This window comes from Bacillus sp. VA15 (assembly GCF_055721145.1).
This window is the reverse complement of the sequence record NZ_JBVQPQ010000001.1, coordinates 158,297-181,798: the sequence shown is the minus strand read 5'-3', so window position 1 is coordinate 181,798 and position 23,502 is coordinate 158,297. Positions and strand designations below refer to the sequence as shown.

The following is a 23,502-nucleotide window of genomic DNA, read 5'->3' as shown; positions in this document are numbered from 1 at the left end:
TTCGAGGTGCGGGCTATTCATATAGACCATGATTGATCAGCGTTTTGTTTTCATTGATGATTCTTAATCCGGTGCAGCGGTCTCTTAAGGTGTGCGCGTGTCTGAAGGCATTCTTGACGGAATCCTGCCCGACACCGATTTCGTCAAAAAACGCAGGGCCTCCGGCTGATCTCAGCCAATTGGCCAATACTTCTCCTTCTGGGAGCGTTTCATAAGCCGATTGAATGGCTTGCCGCTGGCGTGGAGAAAATTCGTTCAGCCCGTCGTCCTGGGCGAGCTTTCTGTATGTGTCAGTTAATAACACAGCGGCACAGCCCACCTTTGCCCCATGGAGAATCTGAGGCCGGTTTTTCTCCATTAATTCCATCTCAATCCAATGGGAAATATGATGCTCTCCCCCTGATGCCGGGCGGGAATGATCTAAAGCCAGCATGACAAGCCCCGACACAATTAAAGATTCCATTAAAACCTGTATGCCTGTTTCCGTTTTCATCGCAATGTCTTCTGTGTGTTCGATACAGGCATCAAGTGCCTCCTGAACGATCTTAGCCCCTGCTGGCGAATAAGGCTCGCCGGCAAGATGGCGGGATATCTCCCAATCAGCTAAAGACGTGATTTTACCGAGCATGTCGCCAAATCCAGCCGCCACCATTAACTGGGGTGCTGCTTTTAATAGATCCAGATCAGCGAACAGCGCGGACGGCGCCTTCGTTTGGATGGTTGTTTTCGTACCGTATAAAATAAGCGGCGCTCCGGCTGATGTAAAACCGTCTACAGATGGGGCAGTCGGATAAGAAATAAACGGCAAATCCCTCTGAAACGCTGAGAAGCGCACAATATCATGAATCGTGCCCGAACCGACTGCGATCATGACATCCGTTGTTTTTTTCATATGGATCAGTACATGAATGAGAGACCGTTCATCAGCCGTCACATTTCCGGCTTCATTTTCCGGAATGATCAGGCACTCGGCGTGGAATCCTTCTTGATTCAAGCGGTCTTCCAAATCAATTCCGGCAATGCGATGTGTATTCGAGTCGCAGACTAGGACGATCTGTTTGTGTTTTTTTCTTTTTACATACTCTAAAAGCGAATCGGCTGCTTGTTTTTCGAGAGCAATTTCTTCCATTTCGATAGGAAACGTCTTTTCTCCGGCTTGTTCAAAAGCACGCTGAACGTCAGCTGCGATACGATTCATAACAGAATCCCCTCCTCAGCTAATTTGGTTACATCCTTAATAGACTCCAGCACATAATCCGGTGTGTACAAACGCTGTTCACCCGGTTTCGCAGAACCAGTAAGCACTAAGGCGCTTTTCATGCCATAAAGCTTCCCCATCGCAATGTCTGATTCAATGCTGTCTCCGATAATCATGCATTCATGTGCGGACAGCCCCATTGCTGTACATGCAGCCTCCGCCATCAGCCATGACGGCTTTCCGACAACAAGCTCCGTTTTCGCTTGAGCGGAAGCCTCTATCGCCCCAATCATTCCGGCCACATCGATGGCATTGCCGTCTTCATTTGGAAAAGAGCGGTCTTTGTTCGTAGCAATGATACGAGCTCCGCCTGCGGCCGCTTGAAAGGCTTGATTTAAATCTTTGTACGTGAGCGTTTCATGAAGGGAGATCACAAGCCAATCCGCTTCCTTCGGTTCGTTCGCGTGCTGCACGCCGGCCAGCCTCAGCTCGTCAACCAAGCCTTGTTCTCCAAGCACCCACACCTTTGCAAAACGATAATGGTTTTTCAGAAAAGCTGCTGTGACACTTGACGACAGAACAATATCGCTTACATCCGCCTCTATCCCCGCGCCGAGAAGTTTTTTTCTGCACATGGCACGGGAGATATTCCCCCGATTGCTCAAAAAGACGATTTTCTTCCCCATTTCTCGGAGTGTATTGATCGCTTCTCTTGCCCCTTCAATCAATTCATTTCCTCTGAATACAGTACCGTCCAAGTCAATCAGAATGCCGGCCGGTGACACAGCGGAATCATGACTGGCCATAATACGCATTTGCTCCGTGTTTTCGATAAAAATGCTTTTCATGAAGGACTGTATTAATTGGATTTACATCCTTGTTCAACATAATGGAGTGATAGGCCATTTCCGCAACCGTTTCTAATACAACGGCGTTATGAATGGCATTTAAGGCGTCCGTGCCCCAGCAGAACGGGCCGTGATTATTCACAAGCACACCCGGAACCTGTTCGTAGTTATGATGCTGAAAGGTTTCCGCTATGACTTTTCCTGTATTCAGTTCGTAGTCATGAATGATTTCTTCATCGTACATTTCTCTTGTACACGGAATCGCACTGTCAAAGTAATCAGCATGGGTCGTACCTAAAGGCGGTATGTCTCTGCCCGATTGCGCCCAGCTTGTTGCCCATTGAGAATGGGTATGGACAATTCCCCCGATGTTCGGAAAGGCTTTGTACAAATAAACATGAGTAGGTGTATCTGATGAAGGCTTGAGCGAACCTTCGACGACCTCTCCTTCAAGATTCAAAACAACCAAGTCATCAGCTGTCAGGTCGCTGTATTCGACTCCGCTTGGTTTGATGACAATTCTTTCTTTTTCACGGTCAATACCGCTGACATTTCCCCACGTAAAGGTTACCAGCTGATGCTCTTGAAGCTTCAGGTTGGCAGTCAGCACTTCTTTTTTTAATGTTTCAAGCATGCTCCATCACCCTTTATGAATTCTTTTTGGCGGCAGATGAAAATTGAAGATTTTTAATTGTTTTCAGACGTTTCATGACATGGTTTTCTTTTCCGAAGTAGTGAACAAGCTCTTTATATTCAGCGTACAATTTTTCATACACCGCAGCGTTTTCGGCGTTTGGCGTATAAGAAATATCTTTCAGTTTTCCCATGTGCGCCGCTGCCTCTTTGATGTCGTCGTATCCGCCGTTTTCTTTACCGGCAGCAAGCGCGCCGAAAATGGCAGATCCTAAGGCAGGGGCTTGCGGGGAACCAGAGATTTTAATGTCCATGTTTGTCACATCCGCATAAATTTGCATGACAAACGGGTTTTTCTCAGCAATTCCGCCAGCTGCGTACAGCTCCTCAATCGGAACCCCGCTTTCTTTGAACGTTTCGATAATCATCCGGGTTCCGTAAGCCGTCGCTTCAACTAATGCTCTATACATCTCTTCAGGCTTCGTCAGCAGCGTCATGCCAAGCAGCATCCCAGTTAAATCAGCATCAACAAGGGTTGAACGGTTTCCATTCCACCAATCTAAAGCAAGCAGGCCGCTTTCACCTGGCGCTTGAAGGTTTGCCTTCTCACTCAGCAGCTCATGAACGCCAATGTTTTTTTCCTCTGCTTCCTCTCGATACGCTTGCGGGACACATGTTTTTACAAACCAGTCAAAATGATCGCCAACACAGGACTGCCCGGCTTCATATCCCGCGTAGCCCGGGAGAATTCCGTTGTCCACGACACCGCACATACCCGGCACGATATGTACCTCTTCGCCCAGAAGAACATGGCACGTTGAAGTTCCCATAATCATCAGCATTTTTCCTGGCTCTGTGATGCCGACCGCTGGCACGGAAACATGAGCATCAACATTGGCAACCGCAACAGCCGTACCTGGAAGAAGGCCTGTAAGCTGTGCCATTTTTTCAGTCAGTCCGCCGGCTTTTTCCCCTACTGAATGAATAGAACCCGCTAATTTGTCATTTGTAATCGTTTTCATTAAAGGATTTAATTTGCCAAAGAAATCTTCTGACGGATACCCCGCTTTTTCACTCCAAATTGCTTTATACCCTGCAGTACAGTTGCTTCGCTTAAGCGAGCCGCACAGCTGGTACACGATCCAGTCTGCAGCCTCGATAATCCGGTCAGCCGCTTCATAAATGTGAGGCGCTTCTTCGGCAATCTGCATGACCTTCGGAATCATCCATTCTGATGAAATTTTTCCACCGTACCGCTGTAAAAAAGCTTCTCCTTCTTCTTCCGCGATATGATTGAGCCGATCAGCATGCTTTTGGGCCGCATGATGCTTCCAGAGCTTCACATAGCTGTGCGGCTCCTCTTCATATTCCGGCAACATGCATAACGGCTGCCCTGTACTGTCAACTGGCAGGATCGTACAAGCCGTAAAATCAATACCGATCCCGATAATGTCTTTCGGTTCAACGTCCGTCTGGTCGAGTAAAGACGGAATGGTTGTTTCCAAGACTTCAAGGTAATCAGCCGGATCCTGCAGCGCCCAGTCCCGCGGCAGCTTATGACCCGTTTTTGGAAGCACGGTATCAATGACCGCATGCCTGTATTCTTTCACAGCAGACGCCAGTTCCTCCCCTGTTTCGACATGAACGAGCACCGCTCTTCCTGATAAAGTTCCAAAATCAACCCCTATTGTGTAAGCCAAGTGACATCCCCCTCTCTACTTTTGAAGCCGGTAAAGCGCCTCGTTCCATTTTAATTCGTGTTTCAGCTTGTGAATTGTCGTATCACGGGAAATGAGAACACTTTCGATCCCCGCCATTTCCGCCCAATCGAGCATTTGCTCTACTGTCAGTTCATAAGACAAGCAGGTGTGGTGTGCGCCGCCGGCTAAAATCCATGCCTCCGCCGCTGTTTTCAATGACGGCTCCGGCTTCCAGAGAACACGGGCCACCGGCAGATTCGGCATGTCTTTTTCAATTTCCTGTCCGTTGACCTCATTCAAAACAAGACGGAAACGCCCACCAATATCAACAAGGCTTGCTTGAATGGCTGAACCGCTGATGCCGTTAAATACAAAACGTGCAGGGTCCTCTTTTCCGCCGATAGAAAGCGGATGAACCTCAATTTTCGGCTGATCCAAAGCGACAGTCGGACACACTTCAAGCATATGTGAACCCAGAATCATTTCATTTCCCGGTTCAAAATGATACGTATAATCTTCCATGAAGGACGTTCTTTTTCCTTGAGACATGATTTTCATCATCCGTACAAGAGCCGCTGTCTTCCAATCTCCTTCACCTGCGAACCCGTAGCCTTTCTCCATCAGGCGCTGAACAGCAAGTCCCGGCAGCTGTTTCATTCCGTGCAGCACTTCAAACGATGTCGTAAAAGCTGAGTATCCGCCTTGTTCAAGGAATGTGGTTAAGCCAAGTTCAATTTTCGCCTGTTCTTTAATCGACGCTACCTTTGCTTCGTCGCGTTTTGTTTCCTCGCTGATGACATAAAGCCTGTCATACTCCGCATAAAGCGTGTCAACCTCGTCGTCCGTAATTCGGTTCATCACTTCAACAAGGTCTCCGATGCCATATCCGTCAACTTGCCAGCCAAATTGAATATGCGCCCCCACCTTGTCTCCGTCCGTTACCGCGACGTGACGCATGTTATCTCCGAATCTGGCAACCTTAATATGTCGGCTTTCATTTAATGCAGCCGCCGTATCCATCCACTGTGAAATCTCTTTCTTCACTTCTTCATCATCCCAGTAACCGGCAACGACTTTTCGGCTCAGCCCCATTCTCGAGTTGATGTAACCATACTCACGATCGCCATGTGCGGATTGGTTGCTGTTCATAAAATCCATGTCAATCGTACCCCACGGAATATCGCGATTATATTGAGTATGCAGATGCATAAGCGGTTTTTGATAAGAAGAAAGGCCTTCTATCCACATTTTCGCGGGAGAAAATGTGTGCATCCAGGTAATGATGCCCGCGCATGTCTCACTGTACTCCGCTTCTCTTAACAGTTGTCTGATGGTTTCCGATGAAGTGACGACAGGCTTGTGAGTGATTTTATATCTAGAAGAAACCCCGCTAAGCCCCTCACAAATGCTTTTCGCATGCTGATCGACCAGTTCCAGAGTCTCTTCTCCGTATAGGTGCTGGCTTCCTGTTACAAACCAGAATTCATAATCCTTTGTCTGAAGCATGTAAACTGCCCCTTTCTCCCTATAGTAAAACGCTTTCAATTACCCAAACAGATACGGACTAATAACAAAAAATAAACTATTTTCAATTAATTTGTACGAACAACTTTATTATATTAGTAGGTTTATTTACTGTCAATCATTTTTGTATTCTTTTACAAAAAGAAATGATTCGTTACTAGGTTTTCAGGTAAAAAAACGTGTTCTTAAGAACTACGATTGCTCTGTCAATCAATCTTCCGATTCGTTTTTCCATTAGAAAAAGCCCTGATGTATCAGGGCTAAACAAAGATGATAAGATGTGCATGATTAAGCTTTCTCTTAATAAGACGGCCAGCCTGAGCTCCAATTCAAATCATTGATTAACATCTTTGGAGTGCCGTTGTCTTTTGCATCATAAGCATGACGCACGAGTATGTTCCCGTTTACGATATCCTGTCCGCCCGGCCCTTTCCACTGTTCATTGCCGGCATCAAGAATTGTACCTCCTCCGTCCATCATGCTTCTACCGTTTCTGTCTACATAAGGACCTGTAATATTTTTTGATCTGCCGTAAGCAATTTTGTACGTACTATTTACGCCTTGACAGCATTTATCGAATGAAACCATTAAGTAATAGTAGCCATTATTGTATGTTAATGTAGGGGCTTCCAGAGCGCCGCCGTTATTTGGTCTGGCTGCTATTGAATATAATGAACCGGTGGGTTTCATTGTATCTTTATTTAATTTTGTTAATTTAATGCCACTCCAAAATGAACCAAATGCTAGCCAAGGGTTTCCATCTTTATCAATAGTTAATTCAGGATCAATGGCATTGTAATTATTGGCACTTGTCGACCGAGTAACAAGTCCCTCATCCTTCCAGCTGCCCGAACTGAGACTTGTAGTTGAAGCAAGCCCAATTAAAGAGGTATTGCTGCCAAATGAAGAAACTGAATAGTAAAGCCAGTACTTTCCGTTGTAGTATGTCACATCCGGTGCCCATTGGTTTCGTTCGTAATTAGGCACATATTGCTTCCACCAAGATAAAGGACTAGTGAAAATTGACTTTTGAACCCTCCATACTCCGTTACTGTCCGCTTTTAGAACACGTAATCCGTTTTCCTCAGCAAGACCTGTCCCAAAAGCATACCAAGTATTCCCTTCTTTTGCCATTGTCGGATCATGCAGAAGCTCGTTCGATGCCCCCCAAAAAGCCGCTGATGCCGGTAAAGCGGACAACATTACAGCACCAGCTGTTAAAGCTGCACAAGAAAAACGCAATAATCCAGAAAACGCTTTCTTTTTCATATTCATCAAATCCCCCTTTTTTGGAATATAGAAAACTTGTCTATCATCCAGACTAGCACAAATTTTCTATATATATCCTTATTGTAGAGTTGCTTATTGAATTTGTACAGACAAAAAATAGAATCCGCCTTTTATAGCGGATTCTGATGGTTTTTATTCATATGTGATTTGGTCAACTGTCTTTCGGTCTAATTTCTTAATCACTTCTGTAATTAATTTGACCGCGTTTTCATAATCATCACGGTGCAGCATGGCCGCGTGCGTATGAATGTAGCGGGTTGCAATGGTAATAGAGAGCGCAGGAACGCCATTTGCCGTCAAATGGATGGCTCCCGAATCTGTTCCGCCGCCGGCGATGGCATCAAACTGGTACGGAATGCCTGCTTCCTCTGCGGTAGCGACAACTACATCGCGCAAGCCTTTATGAGAGACCATGGATGCATCGTAAACGATAATCTGCGGGCCTTTACCCATTTTGCTTTGCGCTTCCTTCTCGGAAATGCCAGGCGTGTCTCCTGCTATTCCTACATCAACACCAAACGCAATATCAGGCTGAATGGTGTGCGCAGCCGTTTTCGCTCCCCTCAGGCCAACTTCCTCCTGCACGGTTCCGACACCATACACAATGTTTGGATGATCTGTATTTTGTAAGTTTCTTAACACATCAATTGCAATCGCACAGCCGATGCGGTTGTCCCAGGCCTTCGCCAGTAAGAATTTTTCATTGTGCATGACCGTAAATTCAAAATGAGGTACGATCATATCTCCCGGGATTACACCCCATTCCAAGGCTTCTTCTCGGCTTGAAGCTCCAATATCAATAAACATGTCTTTTATTTCCACTGATTTTTTTCTCGCTTCAGGAGATAAAATATGCGGCGGCTTGGAGCCGATTACCCCTGTAATTTCGCCTTTTTTTGTCACGATGGTGACACGCTGGGCCAGCATAACCTGAGACCACCAGCCCCCAACGGTTTGAAAACGGATAAAGCCTTTATCGGTGATTTGTGTCACCATAAAGCCGACTTCGTCCAAATGCCCGGCGATCATAATTTTCGGGCCGTTTTGCACACCTGTTTTTTTGGCAATTAAACTGCCCAGCCGATCTGTTGTCACCTCATCAGCAAATGGTTCTATGTATGATTTCATCACTTGCCTTACTTCTCTCTCATTGCCCGGTATGCCTTTTGCATCTGTTAAATCTTTCAGCATGGTCAATGTTTCATCTAATTTTGCCATGTTTCAAAACCTCCTTCATCAGTCCTGCCTTCTTATTATACAAAACCTGGCGCTAACCATACGACTATTTCACTTGAAAATCGGGTATATGTTTTTAGAACTTTCTTTTTAAAAAAGTGAAACCTTTTTCTATGCTCTTCGTATTACATCAGATCATCACAATAAGGGAGGTGCCTTCACACAATGTTTGTCATGGTTTTAAGGATTATATTGCTTGCACTTTTTGCTTATTGTATTTATGCCGCAGTCAAATATGTCGCGAATCCAAAGAGAAGGCTCAAGCTGGCCCAATCAAAAGAACATTTTTATATTATTGATGAACAGAACAATACCCGAAAGAACTTTCAGCTGACGTATAAAGGCGTGCTTTTTGAAGGAGAAAAGCATATTCCTTCCAAGGACCATCCGCTGTTTATCCACACCATCTTTGTCTGGACAGAATCTCCTGAGAAGCTGAAACATTTCTCTGCAAAAGATTTTGAGAACATTGAAGAAAAAGTGCTGGAACGCTATCCGAATTGTAAGATTGACTGGGACCAGCCCATTAAACTCGCAAAAAAAGCAGAAGAGCGTTAAAACGCTTTTCTGCTTTTTATAAATCAAACGGGCTGTAATAAATGCCGATCAAGATCGCTTCAATGACCAAAAGAAGTGGCACTCCGTACTTAAAAGACGTGTGTTTCGTTTTATGTCTGAAGGTTTGCATGCCAAGCCAGACACCGAGCGCTCCAAACACGATCGCTATCAGCCACAGCCGTTCTTCAGAAATTCTCCATTTGTGCTGCTGCGCTTTTCGTTTGTCAACGCCCATCACCCAAAAACCGCATAGATTAATCAGCACCAAATAGACAGCAATAACCATGTGGCCTCATCCTTTATATAAAAAAGCCGCTCTGCTGGAGAGCGGCTCTATATGATTACTTGTTTAATTGAGCTTTAGCAGCATCAGCAAGCTGATTGAATGCAGTAAGATCGTTTACAGCAAGATCAGCAAGCATTTTACGGTTTACTTCGATACCAGAAAGCTTAAGACCGTGCATTAAACGGCTGTAAGAAAGACCGTTCATGCGAGCAGCTGCATTGATACGAGTGATCCAAAGTTTACGGAAATCACGTTTTTTCTGACGACGGTCACGGAAAGCATAGTTTCCAGATTTCATGACCTGCTGGTTAGCTACTTTGTATAATGTATGTTTTGAACCGAAATAACCTTTTGCTAATTTAAGAACCTTTTTACGACGCTTACGCGCAACAGTTCCGCCTTTTACTCTTGGCATTAAATTTCCCTCCTAATTGTTCCTTATCCGATTACTTGATGTTAGCAAGCATTTGTTTGATACGTTTGAAGTCTCCTGCACTTACAACAGCACTCTTGCGAAGCTTACGCTTTTGCTTTTGAGATTTGTTAGCGAATAAGTGACTTGTATACGCGTGAGAACGTTTTAACTTCCCAGAACCTGTCTTTTTAAAACGTTTAGCAGATCCGCGGTGAGTTTTCATTTTTGGCATGGGATTTCCTCCTTATTGCTTTTCGTTTTTCGGCGCGAGCATTAAGAACATGCTGCGGCCGTCCATTTTTGGTTTTGTTTCGACAGTCGCAACCTCAGCACATGCTTCAGAAAAACGGTCTAACACACGCTGACCGATTTCTTTATGAGTGATTGCGCGTCCTTTAAAGCGGATAGAAGCTTTCACTTTATCGCCTTTTTCAAGGAATTTAATCGCATTGCGCAATTTCGTGTTAAAGTCATGCTCATCGATTGTCGGACTTAACCGAACTTCTTTTAAGTTAATGATTTTTTGATTCTTGCGTGCTTCTTTTTCCTTTTTCTGCTGCTCAAATCGGAACTTACCGTAGTCCATGATTCGGCAGACAGGCGGTTTTGCATTCGCTGCAACTAACACAAGGTCAAGATTTGCGCGGCCGGCGATTTCAAGTGCTTCCTGACGGGACTTGATTCCAAGCTGGTCGCCATTTTGTCCGATCAAACGGACCTCACGTGCACGGATACCCTCATTAACCAATTGATCTTTGCTAATAATGAGCCACCTCCATAGTTTCTTCGAATTGATTCACAACTCATTTTGACTGCATTCTGCAGGCAAACAAAAAGTGTGGGCATTATAAAACACCCACACTACGAACATCTGTATCAATAAAAATGTACGGTCAACCTGCCAACTACATGCATGTGTCAATCAGGTGAGAAGCGGGTGCTTCTGCTTGTGATTTATATTCAATTCAATAACTATTCTACACAATACCGGATCTTTAGTCAAGGACGACTTATCCGGAACAACTTTTACATTGTAACATGGGTTTTCTATGAGCGCAAGAGAGAAAAAGAAAATCTTTCATCCTCATCCAGAATGTAAAGTTTCTGAACGGCTTAGCCACGCATCAAGTGTTCTGTTGAATAACATCGGTTCAGCCAGCGGTGGCCGATCCCCGGATAGGCTGAAAATAGCTGATTTGCTCTTCCCACATCCAGCCGCTGACACCCCCGCCATGAATAAAGACCATGCGCCGAGGATAGTGTACCCTGATTCTGTTATATGAAGAATCAATAGTCTCCCCCATCCTTCTCCTTATTTCACAGTTTATCATGAAACCACTGACAGGAAAAAATGTAAAGTAAAGTTAATCCCTAACCGATATAGGAAGCAGAAGGGAGTCTGACACATGAACAAACTGATACAGCTTGCTTTATTTTTCACATTGATAGTAACCGGTTGCTCGAATAGCAGCAGCACATCTTCCGAACCAAAAGCTGAAACGGTTAAGACAGCCGTAGCATTTAACCAAAAGGAACTGGAGAAAGAGCTGAAAAAACTAAAACCCGTTTCATTGGAAATGAAGTTTGAAAGTCCGCTCGCTGCTGAATTAGGAAAGCTGAAAGCAAAAGAAGAAGCAGAGAAACAAAGACAAATCGAGGCCGCAAAAAAACGTGAAAAAGAGCAAGAGGCGAAACGAAAGAAACAGCAGGAGGAAGAAGCTGAGAGACAGCGATTGGCAGAGCGGCAGGCGGCAGCAGAGAGACAGCGATTAGCGGAAGCTGAAAGACAAGCTGAGCTTGAAAGACAGAGACAGGCAGCAATCCAAAAAGAGCAGGAAGAGAATGCTGAAAAAAAGCGGCAATCGCAAGCACAACGGCAGCAGACCGAAGCACCCTCATCTAATAGCCAACATGCACCATCTTCCTCGAAACAGACAGATGATACCATTCAACAGCCAGCTTCAGAGCTTCCTGATGACGATGGTTATGGTTATGAAGAACGAAAAAAGTGGCATGACGATCAAGTGGAATGGGGCATTAAACAAGGATATATCGACCCCGAAGACGCACCATAAAATAGAAAAAGCCAAGGCTTTCAGCCTTGGCTTATCCTCCGATCAGCTGCACGAACACAGGAATGACAAGAACCGTTACCACTCCTACTACGACAACCGCAATACTTGCCATCGCAGCTTCGACTTCTCCCATCTCGATCCCGACGGCTACACCGAGTGCATGTCCGGACGTTCCGAGAGCCAATCCTTTAGAAATGGGATTCTTTACTTTAAACACCTTCAAGAACAATGCTCCGAGCGCATAAACAATTACAGCGTTAAAGATGACCGCAAAGGCAGTGATGTCGCTGATGCCTCCAATGTCTTTTGATAGAGGAAGCGCAATTGCCGTTGTAGCCGCCTGCGGAAGCATGCTTTTCATCACTGCCGCATCAAGGTGAATACCTTTTGCGAGCAAATAAACAATCGTGACAGAGCAGATAGAGCCGACAATAATGGAGGACATGATTTGCCACCAGTATTTTTTCAGCTTATCTCTTTGTTTGTAAAGAGGAATTGCAAAAGCGATCGTCGCCGGTTCAAGGAAAAACTTAATGATTTCTCCCCCGTTATGATAGTCCGCATAGGAAAAACCGCCAATTTTTAAAAATGCGATCCCAAGCACCATGGCAACAAACAAAGGAGTGAAAAGGAAGAAGCCTTTCGTTTTCTTAAATAAAAAGGTGCCGATGCCGAATGCAGCAAGTGATACGACAATTCCGAAATAAGGACTCATTGTGCTTTCCATCTGATGAACCTCCTGTTTCCTTAATGGTGAACGAGTTCTTTATTGTTCTGCGGGCTTTGCACTGTTTTTGTTTTCATGTCCGCTGCGGATTTGCGTTTTCCGCTCAGCGAAAGAATCAGCTGAGAAAACAATCCTGTAGCCCCTAGCAAAATGATCGTTGCGAGCAGAATGACAAGAACAATTTGCAGACCGTATTGCTGCATCACACCTAGCGAATTCATAACAGATATACCTGACGGGACAAATAAAAACCCGATCAGAGAGGTTAAAGACGTTCCGAGCGTTTCTACTTGTTCCAATTTAATGACTTTCAAACATAATAGAAGAAATAATAAGACCAACCCTACAACCGATGCCGGGATAGGTATTGGGACAATAGTTGCAATCATATTCGAAACCAGCATAATGACGGCAAAAATAAATGCTTGTGTTAAAAACCCGTACACTTTTTTAGCACTCATTTTCTTCACCTCTTTCTCTTTGGTACCCTCATTATAAATAAGAATCCCCTGTTATGAAGCGCTTACAAGATAACATGCCGAATAGCGGGACTGAGTTGCAGAATCAAATGGCTGAAATGCAAAAAGCCGCCCATCAAATATGGAGCAGCTTTTTCAATTCCTTTGCATATGTCCGGCTGACCGGTATTTTTGATCCGTCTTTCATGATCAGATTGTACGTTGAATTAAACCACGGCTGAATTTCTTTAATATATTCGGTATTGACGACAAAGCTTCGATGGACGCGGATAAAGTCAGCATCAGGCAGCTTTTTCTCAATCACAACGAGCGTATCGCTGACCGAATAAGATGTATCGAAGGTTTTTACATTGACATGACCATCTTCCGTCCCAGCATAGATAATGTCCTTCGTATCTATGATTACAATTGATTCTCCGACAGATAGCGCGAGTTTATGCTGGCCGGCATGGCTGTTCTGTTCTATTTCAACGATATCCCGATTTACTTTTTTATATTTTTTCAGCGTTTGCTGAATTCTTTCCTCATCGAAAGGCTTAGTTAAATAATCAAGAGCGTCCACCTCAAACGCTTTGAGCGCATATTGGTCATACGCTGTCGCAAATACAACAGCAGGAGGATGCTTCATTTTTTTCAATCGCTTTGCGATATCAAAACCGTTTTCTCCGGATAAATCAACGTCTAAAAACAGCAAATCAGGTTTTTGATCCATCATTTGGTCAAAAGCAGATTCGATATTTTCCGCTTCATTGATTTCTATTTCCTCATTGGTCCGCTTGAGCAAGTAAGCCAGTTCATCCCTTGCCAGCATCTCATCATCAACTATTAACACCCTGAGCATGTTCTTCTCCCTCTTTCATCTGTTGCATTGGCACTCGAAAGGAAACCTCTGTCCCTTTCTGAACCTCACTCCTGATATTCAGTGCGGCTTGCTGTCCGAATAAACCGACCAGCCGCTGATTCAGGTTATAAAGCGCTGTACCGGTTCCCTCCTTAGACGGAAACGGTTTCTTTCCCAGCTCCGGCAGGATGTCCGGCGGAATTCCCCGTCCGTTATCCGTCACCTTCATATAGACGAATGTATCATCAGATAAGACACAGACCGTAACTTTGCACATGTCTTGTTTTTTCGGAAACGCATGACGAAGCGCGTTTTCCACAAGCACCTGTAAAACAAACGGAGGGATTTCAATCTGTTCCAGCCTGCTGTCGATATTCAGCTCAATCTTATATTTCCCGGGAAAACGCGCCTGTTCTAATGATAAATAGGCGTGGAGGTGGTTCAGCTCCTTTGAGAGCGGAATCAGCAGCTGTCTCGCTCCTTGAAGGTTTGAACGAAAATAAACACTGAGCTGCAATAAGAGCTTACGTGTTTTTTCAACATCCGTGCGGCATAACGCAGAAATCGTATTGATCGCATTAAATAAAAAATGCGGATTCACCTGTGCTTGAAGCGCTTTGATTTCAGCATCCTTGAGAAGCTTGCTTTGCAGCTCTGCTTCCCCAAGCTCAAGCTGTGTCGAAAACAGCATGGCCAGCCCCTCAGCAAGCTCCTCCTCTACTTGGCTCAGGCCAGCCGGGTTTTTAAAATACATTTTTAAAGTGCCGATTGTATTGCCGTTTGATGTCAGCGGCAGGACAATCGCCGCATGCAAAGGACATTCAGAATGCGTGCATTCAATCTCTTCCTGGGAAATCGCCTTCATGATTTGCCCTGTTTTTATCACCTTTTTGGACAGGCCGGTGATCAAGCTTTTTGATGGAATGTGGTGATCCATTCCCGCGCCGACATGCGCAAGGATCTTCTCATTGTCAGTGAGAGACACCGCATCTGTTCCGGTCAGCTTATGGATAATAGCCGCCACACTTTTACAGGAGTTTTCATTTAGACCTTGGCGAAAAAAAGGAAGCGTCTGGTCAGCAATTGTCAGCACTCTGTGCGTTTCAAGCGCCCTTGCCTGCTCTTCCTTGCGGATGATCGCTTGAATAATCGACAGGAAAATAAAACTGCCTGTTCCGTTGATGAGTATCATCGGAATCCCGATCATGCTGACAAGCTCCCAAGCGTCACTGAATGGCTTCGCCATCAGCAAAATAATCACCATCTGCAGTGACTCCATGCCGATTCCCACAAGAGCGGCGATACGCGGTGTCGGCATTCGGTACCGCTTCGTAAAATACCTGCCGATCAAGCCTGCAAGAACACCCGCTAAAACGGATGATACCGCACAGCTTAAGGCCGTGCTGCCGCCGAGCGAAAAACGGTGCAGGCCTGCCAGTATACCGATCCCCGCTCCTACAAACGGACCTCCGAGAAGGCCTCCGATTTCCACGCCCAAAATACGGGTATTCGCGATAGAGCCCGTCGGATCTATCGCAAACACCCAGTCATTGTTTACAATCATATTTTTTTGAATTTCGATGCCTGTATAATTGCTGATGATACTAAAGAGAGAAAAAATAGAGATTAAAACCACTTTTCCTTTATAGCCGTCCTGATTTTGCAAAGCTTGTCTGAAAAGCTTCGTATGGGCGAGAATGAAGCCCAATATAACGATAATCCCTACCCTCTCAAGCATCATAATCATTAAATGAATCATGCATGTCACCTGTTCTTTCCGTTTTGATTCTAGCATGTTTTCGTTTCACGGCTGACTGTTTTTTTAAAATCGTCTGAAAACATATTTCACAAGGCTTTTATCTATTGTAAAATAAAATGTGAGCCTTTTGGCAGAAAGATTTGAATCTGAAGCAGAGGAGAAGATCATGAAAGCCGTATTTTTTGATTTAGACGATACACTACTTTGGGACGAAAAAAGCGTCAGAACAACATTTGCAGAAACTTGTTTACAGGCGGAGAAAAAATATGGCCTTGACCCGCAGGCATTCGAAGCAGCTGTTCGCGAAGCGGCGAGAGAATTGTACATGTCATATGAGACGTATCCATATACAGTGATGATCGGCATTAACCCGTTTGAAGGACTGTGGTCCAATTTCTCCGAACCGATCAGTGAAGGCTTTCAGAAGCTGAACAAGATTGTGCCGGAGTACAGAAGAAACGCATGGACAAACGGACTGAAAGCGCTTGGCATCGATGATCCTGCATATGGCGAATACTTGGGAGAGTTTTTCGCGGCAGAGCGCAGAAAACGCCCCTTTGTATATGATGAAACATTTGCTGTACTCGATCAATTAAAAGGCAAATATGAATTGCTGCTTTTGACAAACGGCGATCCGAGTCTGCAAAAGGAGAAGCTCGCCGGCGTGCCTGAACTCGCCCCTTATTTCAATGAAATCGTCATCTCGGGCGCTTTCGGAAAAGGGAAACCAGATGTTTCAATTTTTGAACACTGCCTTAAGCTGATGAATATTGAAAAAGACGATGCGATCATGGTCGGCGATAATTTGAATACTGATATTTTAGGCGCTTCAAGAGCCGGTATCAAAACGGTTTGGATTAATCGGACAGATAAGAAAAACGAAACCGATGTGACGCCTGATTACATCATCAGCAGCCTTCATGATTTGTTTCCTATATTAGAGAAATAAAAAAAGCATGATCTCTTCAATGAGATCATGCTTTTTTATGTTATTTTTTCGCTTCAGATACTGCCTTTTTCACAAAATCATCTAGTGAAATGGTTTCAGAGTTCTGCTCTCCGTACTTACGGACGTTTACCGCTCCGTTTTCTGCTTCTTGGTCACCGACCACAAGCATGTACGGAATTTTTTGCATTTGCGCTTCGCGAATTTTGTAGCCGATTTTTTCATCGCGGCTGTCGACTTCTACACGCAGGCCTTCACGCTGCAGGCGTTCCTGCACTTTTTTCGCGTAGTCTAAATGCACAGCCGGAGACACCGGGATGACTTGGAACTGAACCGGTGCAAGCCATGTTGGCAGCGCGCCTTTGTGTTCTTCGATTAAGAAGGCAACAAATCGTTCCATTGTTGATACGACACCTCTGTGAATAACAACCGGACGGTGCTGCTTGCCGTCTTCACCGATATAGGTTAGATCGAAACGTTCAGGCAATAAGAAGTCAAGCTGAACCGTAGACAATGTTTCTTCTTTGCCGATCGCTGTTTTCACCTGAACATCAAGTTTAGGGCCGTAGAATGCCGCTTCACCTTCTGCTTCGTAATAGTCATGGCCGATTTCGTCCATTGCCTCTTTCAGCATGGATTGTGCTTTGTTCCACATTTCATCGTCATCAAAATATTTCTCTGTATCTTCCGGATCACGGTAAGACAGACGGAATGTGTAATCACTTAAACCGAAATCTTCATATACATCCTGGATTAAACGGACTGTACGGATAAACTCATCCTTAATTTGATCCGGGCGCACAAAGATGTGTGCATCATTTAATGTCATGCCACGTACGCGTTGAAGCCCTGACAGCGCACCTGACATTTCATAGCGGTGCATCGTTCCCAGCTCCGCAATACGAATCGGAAGCTCGCGGTAGCTGTGAATGTCTTGTTTGTAAATCATCATATGGTGCGGGCAGTTCATTGGACGCAATACAAGGGTTTCATTGTCCATTTCCATCGGAGGGAACATGCCTTCTTGATAATGATCCCAGTGTCCTGATGTTTCATACAACTCTTTGCTCCCAAGCACAGGTGTGTATACATGCTCATAGCCGAGGCTGATTTCTTTATCAACAATGTAGCGCTCGATGACGCGGCGGATTGTCGCGCCTTTTGGCAGCCAAAGTGGCAGGCCTTGTCCGACTTTTTGAGAGTTCGCAAACAGCTTTAATTCTTTGCCGAGCTTTCTGTGGTCACGCTCTTTCGCTTCTTCAAGCATGCGAAGATGCTCTTCAAGATCAGCTTTTTTGAAGAAAGCTGTGCCGTATACGCGCTGAAGCATTTGGTTGTTGCTGTCACCGCGCCAGTATGCGCCTGCAAGGCTTAACAGCTTAAACTCTTTGATTTTTCCGGTTGAAGGAACGTGCACGCCGCGGCACAGGTCAAAGAATTCGCCTTGCTCATAGATCGAAACGGTTTCTCCTTCAGGAATGGCATCCAATAGTTCAAGCTTCAGGTCGTCGCCGATTTCTGCAAAACGGGCTTTCGCTTCTTCACGGCTGACTTCTTTTCGAACGATCGGGAGGTTCGCATTGACGATTTTTTTCATTTCTTTCTCGATTTTCGGCAGATCCTCCGGTGTAATCGCTTCTTCCATTTCTACATCGTAGTAAAAACCGTTTTCGATGACTGGACCGACACCGAATTTGACATCTTTATAAATGCGTTTAATCGCTTGAGCAAGCAAGTGAGCCGTACTATGGCGCATAATTTGAAGACCTTCTTCTGAGCCTTCAGTAATGATTTCCACTGTACCGTCTTCATTGATCGGTGTTCTCAAATCGATTTCTTTTCCGTTCAGTTTTCCGGCTAATGATTTTTTCTTTAATCCCGGACTGATGGATGCCGCGATATCTTCTGTTGTTGTTCCTTTCGCAAACTCCTTGACTGCTCCATCAGGAAATGTGATTTTTACCATATCTGACATCTATGTCACTCCTTTTTTGCATATAAAAACCCCGCCCCCTATGAAAGGGACGAGGTTGAATAAACGGAATCGTGGTTCCACCCTTTTTTCCGCAAAGCCAATACTCCGGCAACTGCGGCTCTAAGCTCTGTAACGGGAGTTCCCGTCAGCCATTACTGCTCCTTTAAAGGGGTTCACAGCTGAAGTTCAAAGGCGGTAAAGTGAATGGTCCTTAGCTGGGAAACTTGCAGCCGGGGCTTCCCTCTCTTTGAGCCGGTATCATTCCTTCGTGTCCTTATCAATACGTGTGTCTTTCTTAATCTCCTATGTATTATAAATTGTTCAATCCAAAAAATCAACACGATCGTATTTCCTTTTTCAAACCGACAGCCTTATATATACAGGCTGCCGGCCCTTATCCTTCCGAGTGCTTCACAGGTATTTCTGCGTCTGAAAAAGCGTGCAGCGGAAGCATTTCCATTCTCTCTTGAAATACGTTTTGAATGGTCCTTGCCATCATGTGCTCGGGCTGGTCGGTGTAAAGCACCACTTCATCAGGCGCAATGGAAATCAGCGGCGCGAGCAAATGAGAATCAATGTACATAGGATGATCGCGGACAAATCGCCTGTCTATGTATTTCATTTTTTCCCGTTCCGGCACATAACGCAGTTCCCATAATGTAAATGAACCATCATGGACAATATGCACCTTTTTGATTCGCGGCTGTTTTGCTGTTACATAGTCTCTGAGTGTTTGAATAAAGTTTTGATATTCCTGTTCCATCTTATATTCATCTATCGCCGCTTCCGTAATGTCTCTAAGCTGCTTGTAGTATTGTCCGAGTCGGAAGGTCTGAAAGGAACGAATGGAAAATAAGCCTTCCTCTAAACAAATCGTTTGGAGTTCATCCAAAATTGATTGTTTCCGCGAAAGCTTTAGCGGCTCAAACGGTAGATCGTCCGCTTCTCCTTCAATAATACTGTGTGCGAGCTGAAGGATTTGCTGCTGTTCATCCTGGTCCGTGAAGCAGTATGTTCCCTCAATCAATGACAGCATATGCTCGTCTTCTTTGCATTCTAAAAAAAACTTGACCAGAATCGGCTCCATAAAATGCTGAATAGAGAAAGCCGGCTTAGCTTTTTCAATCCCGATTTTCCGTATGCCTTCACGGACAATGATATTGTTCCGATCGTCCGAATGCTGAATGAGATGTAAAAAAGCGGCTGCATCATGGTCATCTTCAAAGATTATTTCAAGCATGTTTGTCCCCCCTTACGGCATCTGTTACAAGTATATGGGGGATGTTTTTAAAATAGACGTAAAGGTCATTGGCAAATCTTAATTTGATTCTTGGAACAAGTTTTGCATTTTCTTTCTGAAGATGAACGGCAGCGAGATAAACACGATATACAAAACGAGCACCATAAAGAAAGCGGGCAGATTGCCAGCCAAAAAGCTCGCACCCAGCACATTAAGCGCAATGGTCCCAGGGATGATTCCCGCGGCCGTCGCCGCAAAATATGGCAGCGCTTTGACATTGGAAAGACCTGCCGCATAACTGACGAAATCAAAATTGATCGGCAGGATTCTTAAAAGAAAGATATAAAAAAATCCGTTATCCTCCATCTGCTTCTGAATGGCTTCCAGCTTTTCGTAATGGCCGTTCTTTTTCGCAGCAAACAAACCCGCTGCAAAAAACGAAACAGCTGAGGCGCACATCGAACCGAATAACGTGTAAAGCGTGCCGAGAAGCGGGCCAAACGCAAGCCCGCCCGCTATAGAAATAACAGACACCGGAAATAAAACAAGAGGTCTGACGATGGATATCCCGATAAACATCAGCGGTGCAAAGACCCCGAATGACAATATCCATACCCTGATCTCTTTCGGCGATACATTCAAATACCTTTTATTTCCCCAAAAGATTAAACCTGCAACGGCCAGCACTGCCAGCCATTTAAGAGCGGTTTTTCGTTTCATACCCTCAGTTCCTTCCCCTTTGAACCGCAGCGATTACGGATGGCGGCGGTTTTCTCCGTCAAGGCGGATTGGAGCAGCCAAATATAATATCCGCTCCATTAATCTTGCCGCTTTTACTTCTTCCTTTTCTCCCCTTTGCGAATACGTAAAATGATGCTTCAGTTCGTCAGGTGAGAAATTAGAAGAAAAGAACGTCGGAAGCTGCTGGGACATTCTGTGCTGAAGCACCGTTCCGATGACTTCATCCCTTACCCAGCTCGTCATTGATTCCGCTCCGATGTCATCAAGCATCAATACAGGTGTTGTTTTGACCATATTGAGCTTCTCTTCCAATGAATGGTCTTGAAGCGAATTCTTGAGCTCTCTCACAAATTCGGGTACATATACGATCATGGAGGAATACTCTTTTTCCGCCAGTTCATTGGCAATCGCAGCGAGCATAAACGTTTTTCCTACCCCGAATTTCCCGTATAAATATAGTCCTTTCCCTTTTCCCGTCTCATTATAGCTTTTCAGAAAATCCGTAACATGCTGGAACATCGCGAGCCTACTCGGATCACTGATATCAACCTGCTGGAATGTCGCTCCGAGAAGGTCCTGCTGGATATACATGCTTTTCATAAGAGACTTTTGTTTTTTCTGTTGGTCGAGCTTCCGTTTGACCGGACATTCATAATACTCGATATCAATAGAACGGCCATTGACAACAAGCTTCGGATGGTAGCCCTCCAACAGATTGTTGCAATCTTCATCTTCTGAACAATAGGAGCAATTCTTGCTTTGTCCGCTATATTCATAAAGCTTATTTAAGCTCTTTTCAATCATTTTTTGATCAATCATTTCTTCGTTTTCCTTCAAAAATGCCTGAACATCTTGATCCTTCATGACTTTTTCCTTCATTTGTTCAAGACGTTTTTGGAAATCCGGTCTGCCGGTTACGCCCTGCAGGGAACGGCCGATTGGTTCCATCTATTACTTCACCCCGCATCTCTGTCTTTAATAGGCAGAGTATTTTTTCAGTTTTTGCATCTCTTCCATCATCTTTTTCTTCTGTTCTTCCAAATCCTGAGGTTGCAGCTTCTGCTGTCCGGATTCTGAATCGGACGCTGTTTCCTTTTCTTTCATCCAGTCAGGAAGTTTTTCTTCGCGAATCACTTTTGAGTTTCGTTTTGATGGTTGATTTGCTTTCCCTTCAGCCCATTCAAGGTATTGGCGGTTTTCTTCTATCGCGAGCTTCATCGCTTCTCTGACCGTTTTTACCTTTTTGCGCGCCCAATGCGACGCGATTTTTTGGATATAGTTTTTCGACAGCTTCATATCGGTTTTCAGCATGACGTAATAAATTAACACATTTGTAACGCCTGGCTCGAGCTTCTGTTCAAACATAATTTCTTCTATGATTTTCAGATCAGCTTTTGACGGCTCAGTTCCGTCGGCAATGTCCTGCAGAAGCTTCTTCGGAGAAATCGCCTCAAGCAATGCGATCAGTTTCCCGTCCAGCGAATCCCCTTCCGCCGGTTTTTCGCCTTCACGCAGATGCACCGGCTGTGTTTTTTCCACTAAGTCAGGCAGCTGTCCGTTTCTTTCGATTTGATACCAGTCACTTGCCGCTTTTCTTAAAGCCTCCGTCGTAATGACGTCACGCTCATCAATCGCGCTCATCACGACATTTTGCATCTGCAAAGGATCTATGCCGTACAGATAAGAAAGCTTTTTGATTGTGTCCCGCACCTGCTGAGTCATTGCTTTTCTCGGAATCATCGTCTCAGAAAGTCCCGCTAAAAACAAATCAAAATCAAACACATCCTCCGTTATGGTGTAGGACGGTGCCTGTCCGACAGAAGTATACTCTGTGCCCTGCGCAAGTCTCACCGTGTCCTCCATATCAGATGTGAGCTTCCATTCACTCGGCTGTAGCGATTCAAACGCATGATTAAACGGCCGCGTAATGTCCTTCGCATCTTCTGAAATGGCCGGGTGCGTGAAAAATTGTTTTAATTGCTGATATTTTGTTTTTCCGACTCTATTGTACAGAAAAACATTCAGCATTCCGTCTTCAAAAAAATCATTTGGCCTGAGCGGCGGAAGGAGTTCATATATAAAGAGGCGCTCCTGCCGCTCGGATTCCTTCATATATACTTTTAGCAATCCGATGCCTTCGAGCTTCCCCTGTTCCTGATGGATCGTTTTTAAGTTAGACTGTGTCATCCCCATCAGCTGTCTATGTGTGGACTCTCCGCCCCACAGACGGTTTTGTTCAAGCTCTCCCCACAATGTCATATAAAGAGAGAATGCAACAGGGCCGATTAAGGGCTGATACAGTTGTGTAATAATTTGTCTGTCTATATCCTGCAGCATCGATCTGCTTTTGACCACATACGGATCTACAGGCAGTACATCTTTCCAATAGTCAGCCATACATTCTCAAACCTTCCGAATTTGTTTCTACCTTTCATTTTACACCGTTTCTCATATCTATCAAATGCCAATTTTGCACATGAGAAAAGAGCTAGAAGAATCCTCTTAGCTCTTTTAACGCTCTTTCTTTATTAAGTCTTTTAATTCGTCGATAAAGACATTTATATCTTTAAACTGCCGATAGACTGACGCGAACCGTACATATGCGACTTCATCAATCTTAGCCAGCCGGTCCATCACCATTTCTCCGACGAGCTCGCTTTTCACCTCAGAGCAGCCTTGATTGCGAAGTTCTTTTTCAATATCAAAGCACATGTCTTCAAGCGTTTTGAGTGAAACAGGTCTTTTTTCACATGCTTTTATGAGACCGCGCAGCATTTTTTCTCTGCTGAATTCCTCACGCACACCTTCTTTTTTCACGACGATGAGCGGGGTTTCCTCCACTTTCTCAAAGGTCGTAAACCGGTAGTGGCAGGATTCACACTCGCGTCTTCGGCGAATCGATTTTCCGTCATCCACAGGCCGTGAATCGAGGACTCTCGTTCCGTTATGCTGGCATGAAGGACATTTCAATAAAATCAGCTCCCAACTATTTCGTTCCCTGCAATGTATTTTCGGCAGCCTCCGCCTTTTA

Annotated in this window: 25 protein-coding genes and 1 other annotated feature; of the genes, 3 read left to right on the top strand and 22 right to left on the bottom strand. The window is 44.8% G+C overall.

Annotation, left to right across the window (positions count from 1 at the left end):
- Nucleotides 1-13: 13 nt before the first annotated feature.
- The 7 genes from egsA to AC0DBE_RS00850 form a co-directional block, all read right to left on the bottom strand.
- Nucleotides 14-1,198, bottom strand: a complete 1,185-nt coding sequence (gene egsA, locus AC0DBE_RS00880) for a sn-glycerol-1-phosphate dehydrogenase (RefSeq protein WP_472960762.1) — start codon at nucleotides 1,196-1,198, stop codon at nucleotides 14-16.
- Nucleotides 1,195-2,013, bottom strand: a complete 819-nt coding sequence (araL, locus tag AC0DBE_RS00875) for a sugar-phosphatase AraL (RefSeq protein WP_072182852.1) — start codon at nucleotides 2,011-2,013, stop codon at nucleotides 1,195-1,197. The genes egsA and araL overlap by 4 nt, the downstream gene beginning before the upstream one ends.
- On the bottom strand, nucleotides 1,991-2,680 hold the full coding sequence (gene araD, locus AC0DBE_RS00870; RefSeq protein WP_472960761.1) for an L-ribulose-5-phosphate 4-epimerase: 690 nt from the start codon (nucleotides 2,678-2,680) through the stop codon (nucleotides 1,991-1,993). Before araD ends, araL begins: the two co-directional genes overlap by 23 nt.
- 13 nt (nucleotides 2,681-2,693) lie before the next feature.
- Nucleotides 2,694-4,379 (bottom strand): ribulokinase, encoded by a 1,686-nt coding sequence (araB, locus tag AC0DBE_RS00865; protein WP_472960760.1) that lies wholly within the window; start codon nucleotides 4,377-4,379, stop codon nucleotides 2,694-2,696.
- A gap of 15 nt (nucleotides 4,380-4,394) precedes the next feature.
- Entirely contained in the window at nucleotides 4,395-5,885 is a 1,491-nt protein-coding gene (gene araA, locus AC0DBE_RS00860) for an L-arabinose isomerase (RefSeq protein WP_014114723.1), read from the bottom strand.
- 318 nt (nucleotides 5,886-6,203) lie between these two features.
- Nucleotides 6,204-7,172 (bottom strand): glycoside hydrolase family 43 protein, encoded by a 969-nt coding sequence (locus tag AC0DBE_RS00855; protein WP_061186797.1) that lies wholly within the window; start codon nucleotides 7,170-7,172, stop codon nucleotides 6,204-6,206.
- A gap of 153 nt (nucleotides 7,173-7,325) precedes the next feature.
- Nucleotides 7,326-8,411, bottom strand: a complete 1,086-nt coding sequence (locus tag AC0DBE_RS00850) for a M42 family metallopeptidase (protein WP_472960759.1) — start codon at nucleotides 8,409-8,411, stop codon at nucleotides 7,326-7,328.
- 183 nt (nucleotides 8,412-8,594) lie between these two features.
- Here AC0DBE_RS00850 and ysdB point away from each other — a divergent pair, with 183 nt between their 5' ends.
- Nucleotides 8,595-8,987, top strand: coding sequence for a sigma W pathway protein YsdB (ysdB, locus tag AC0DBE_RS00845; protein WP_003222423.1), 393 nt, complete (start codon nucleotides 8,595-8,597; stop codon nucleotides 8,985-8,987).
- 16 nt (nucleotides 8,988-9,003) lie between these two features.
- Here the strand turns inward: ysdB and AC0DBE_RS00840 are convergent, their stop codons facing one another.
- The 5 genes from AC0DBE_RS00840 to AC0DBE_RS00820 form a co-directional block, all read right to left on the bottom strand.
- Nucleotides 9,004-9,273: a DUF1294 domain-containing protein gene (locus tag AC0DBE_RS00840; protein ID WP_003222422.1), complete on the bottom strand. Its 270-nt coding sequence runs from the start codon at nucleotides 9,271-9,273 to the stop codon at nucleotides 9,004-9,006.
- A gap of 55 nt (nucleotides 9,274-9,328) precedes the next feature.
- The gene (rplT, locus tag AC0DBE_RS00835; RefSeq protein ID WP_014114727.1) at nucleotides 9,329-9,688 is read right to left on the bottom strand and encodes a 50S ribosomal protein L20; all 360 of its coding nucleotides are present in this window, start codon (nucleotides 9,686-9,688) and stop codon (nucleotides 9,329-9,331) included.
- Between the two features lie 31 nt (nucleotides 9,689-9,719).
- Entirely contained in the window at nucleotides 9,720-9,920 is a 201-nt protein-coding gene (gene rpmI / locus AC0DBE_RS00830) for a 50S ribosomal protein L35 (RefSeq protein WP_003222418.1), read from the bottom strand.
- Nucleotides 9,921-9,932: 12 nt separating this feature from the next.
- On the bottom strand, nucleotides 9,933-10,454 hold the full coding sequence (infC, locus tag AC0DBE_RS00825) for a translation initiation factor IF-3 (RefSeq protein ID WP_010886591.1): 522 nt from the start codon (nucleotides 10,452-10,454) through the stop codon (nucleotides 9,933-9,935).
- A gap of 58 nt (nucleotides 10,455-10,512) precedes the next feature.
- Nucleotides 10,513-10,643, bottom strand: a sequence feature (ribosomal protein L20 leader region).
- Between the two features lie 196 nt (nucleotides 10,644-10,839).
- Entirely contained in the window at nucleotides 10,840-10,992 is a 153-nt protein-coding gene (locus AC0DBE_RS00820; RefSeq protein ID WP_014114729.1) for a hypothetical protein, read from the bottom strand.
- Nucleotides 10,993-11,094: 102 nt separating this feature from the next.
- On the opposite strand from AC0DBE_RS00820, the gene AC0DBE_RS00815 reads away from it, so the two are divergent.
- A complete protein-coding gene (locus tag AC0DBE_RS00815) occupies nucleotides 11,095-11,763 on the top strand; it encodes a hypothetical protein (protein ID WP_472960758.1) in 669 nt (222 codons plus the stop codon).
- Nucleotides 11,764-11,794: 31 nt separating this feature from the next.
- Here the strand turns inward: AC0DBE_RS00815 and lrgB are convergent, their stop codons facing one another.
- The 4 genes from lrgB to lytS form a co-directional block, all read right to left on the bottom strand.
- Nucleotides 11,795-12,490, bottom strand: a complete 696-nt coding sequence (lrgB, locus tag AC0DBE_RS00810) for an antiholin-like protein LrgB (protein ID WP_014114731.1) — start codon at nucleotides 12,488-12,490, stop codon at nucleotides 11,795-11,797.
- Nucleotides 12,491-12,510: 20 nt separating this feature from the next.
- Entirely contained in the window at nucleotides 12,511-12,951 is a 441-nt protein-coding gene (gene lrgA, locus AC0DBE_RS00805; protein ID WP_472960757.1) for an antiholin-like murein hydrolase modulator LrgA, read from the bottom strand.
- A gap of 133 nt (nucleotides 12,952-13,084) precedes the next feature.
- Nucleotides 13,085-13,810 (bottom strand): two-component system response regulator LytT, encoded by a 726-nt coding sequence (gene lytT / locus AC0DBE_RS00800; RefSeq protein ID WP_014114733.1) that lies wholly within the window; start codon nucleotides 13,808-13,810, stop codon nucleotides 13,085-13,087.
- Nucleotides 13,788-15,569, bottom strand: coding sequence for a two-component system sensor histidine kinase LytS (lytS, locus tag AC0DBE_RS00795; RefSeq protein WP_461845645.1), 1,782 nt, complete (start codon nucleotides 15,567-15,569; stop codon nucleotides 13,788-13,790). The genes lytT and lytS overlap by 23 nt, the downstream gene beginning before the upstream one ends.
- 166 nt (nucleotides 15,570-15,735) lie before the next feature.
- Here lytS and AC0DBE_RS00790 point away from each other — a divergent pair, with 166 nt between their 5' ends.
- On the top strand, nucleotides 15,736-16,518 hold the full coding sequence (locus tag AC0DBE_RS00790) for an HAD family hydrolase (protein WP_061186744.1): 783 nt from the start codon (nucleotides 15,736-15,738) through the stop codon (nucleotides 16,516-16,518).
- A gap of 40 nt (nucleotides 16,519-16,558) precedes the next feature.
- Here AC0DBE_RS00790 and thrS read toward each other — a convergent pair whose 3' ends face one another.
- The 6 genes from thrS to nrdR form a co-directional block, all read right to left on the bottom strand.
- Nucleotides 16,559-18,490: a threonine--tRNA ligase gene (gene thrS, locus AC0DBE_RS00785; protein WP_041521035.1), complete on the bottom strand. Its 1,932-nt coding sequence runs from the start codon at nucleotides 18,488-18,490 to the stop codon at nucleotides 16,559-16,561.
- 394 nt (nucleotides 18,491-18,884) lie between these two features.
- Nucleotides 18,885-19,730, bottom strand: a complete 846-nt coding sequence (gene ytxC, locus AC0DBE_RS00780) for a putative sporulation protein YtxC (RefSeq protein WP_041521036.1) — start codon at nucleotides 19,728-19,730, stop codon at nucleotides 18,885-18,887.
- Nucleotides 19,731-19,808: 78 nt separating this feature from the next.
- On the bottom strand, nucleotides 19,809-20,450 hold the full coding sequence (locus tag AC0DBE_RS00775) for a TVP38/TMEM64 family protein (protein WP_242734917.1): 642 nt from the start codon (nucleotides 20,448-20,450) through the stop codon (nucleotides 19,809-19,811).
- Between the two features lie 33 nt (nucleotides 20,451-20,483).
- Nucleotides 20,484-21,419 (bottom strand): primosomal protein DnaI, encoded by a 936-nt coding sequence (gene dnaI / locus AC0DBE_RS00770; RefSeq protein WP_014114738.1) that lies wholly within the window; start codon nucleotides 21,417-21,419, stop codon nucleotides 20,484-20,486.
- 27 nt (nucleotides 21,420-21,446) lie between these two features.
- Nucleotides 21,447-22,868 carry a replicative helicase loading/DNA remodeling protein DnaB gene (dnaB, locus tag AC0DBE_RS00765; protein ID WP_072566669.1) on the bottom strand — a complete coding sequence of 474 codons (1,422 nt, stop codon included), beginning with the start codon at nucleotides 22,866-22,868 and terminating at the stop codon, nucleotides 21,447-21,449.
- Between the two features lie 114 nt (nucleotides 22,869-22,982).
- Nucleotides 22,983-23,441, bottom strand: coding sequence for a transcriptional regulator NrdR (nrdR, locus tag AC0DBE_RS00760; RefSeq protein WP_003223586.1), 459 nt, complete (start codon nucleotides 23,439-23,441; stop codon nucleotides 22,983-22,985).
- Between the last annotated feature and the right edge of the window lie 61 nt (nucleotides 23,442-23,502).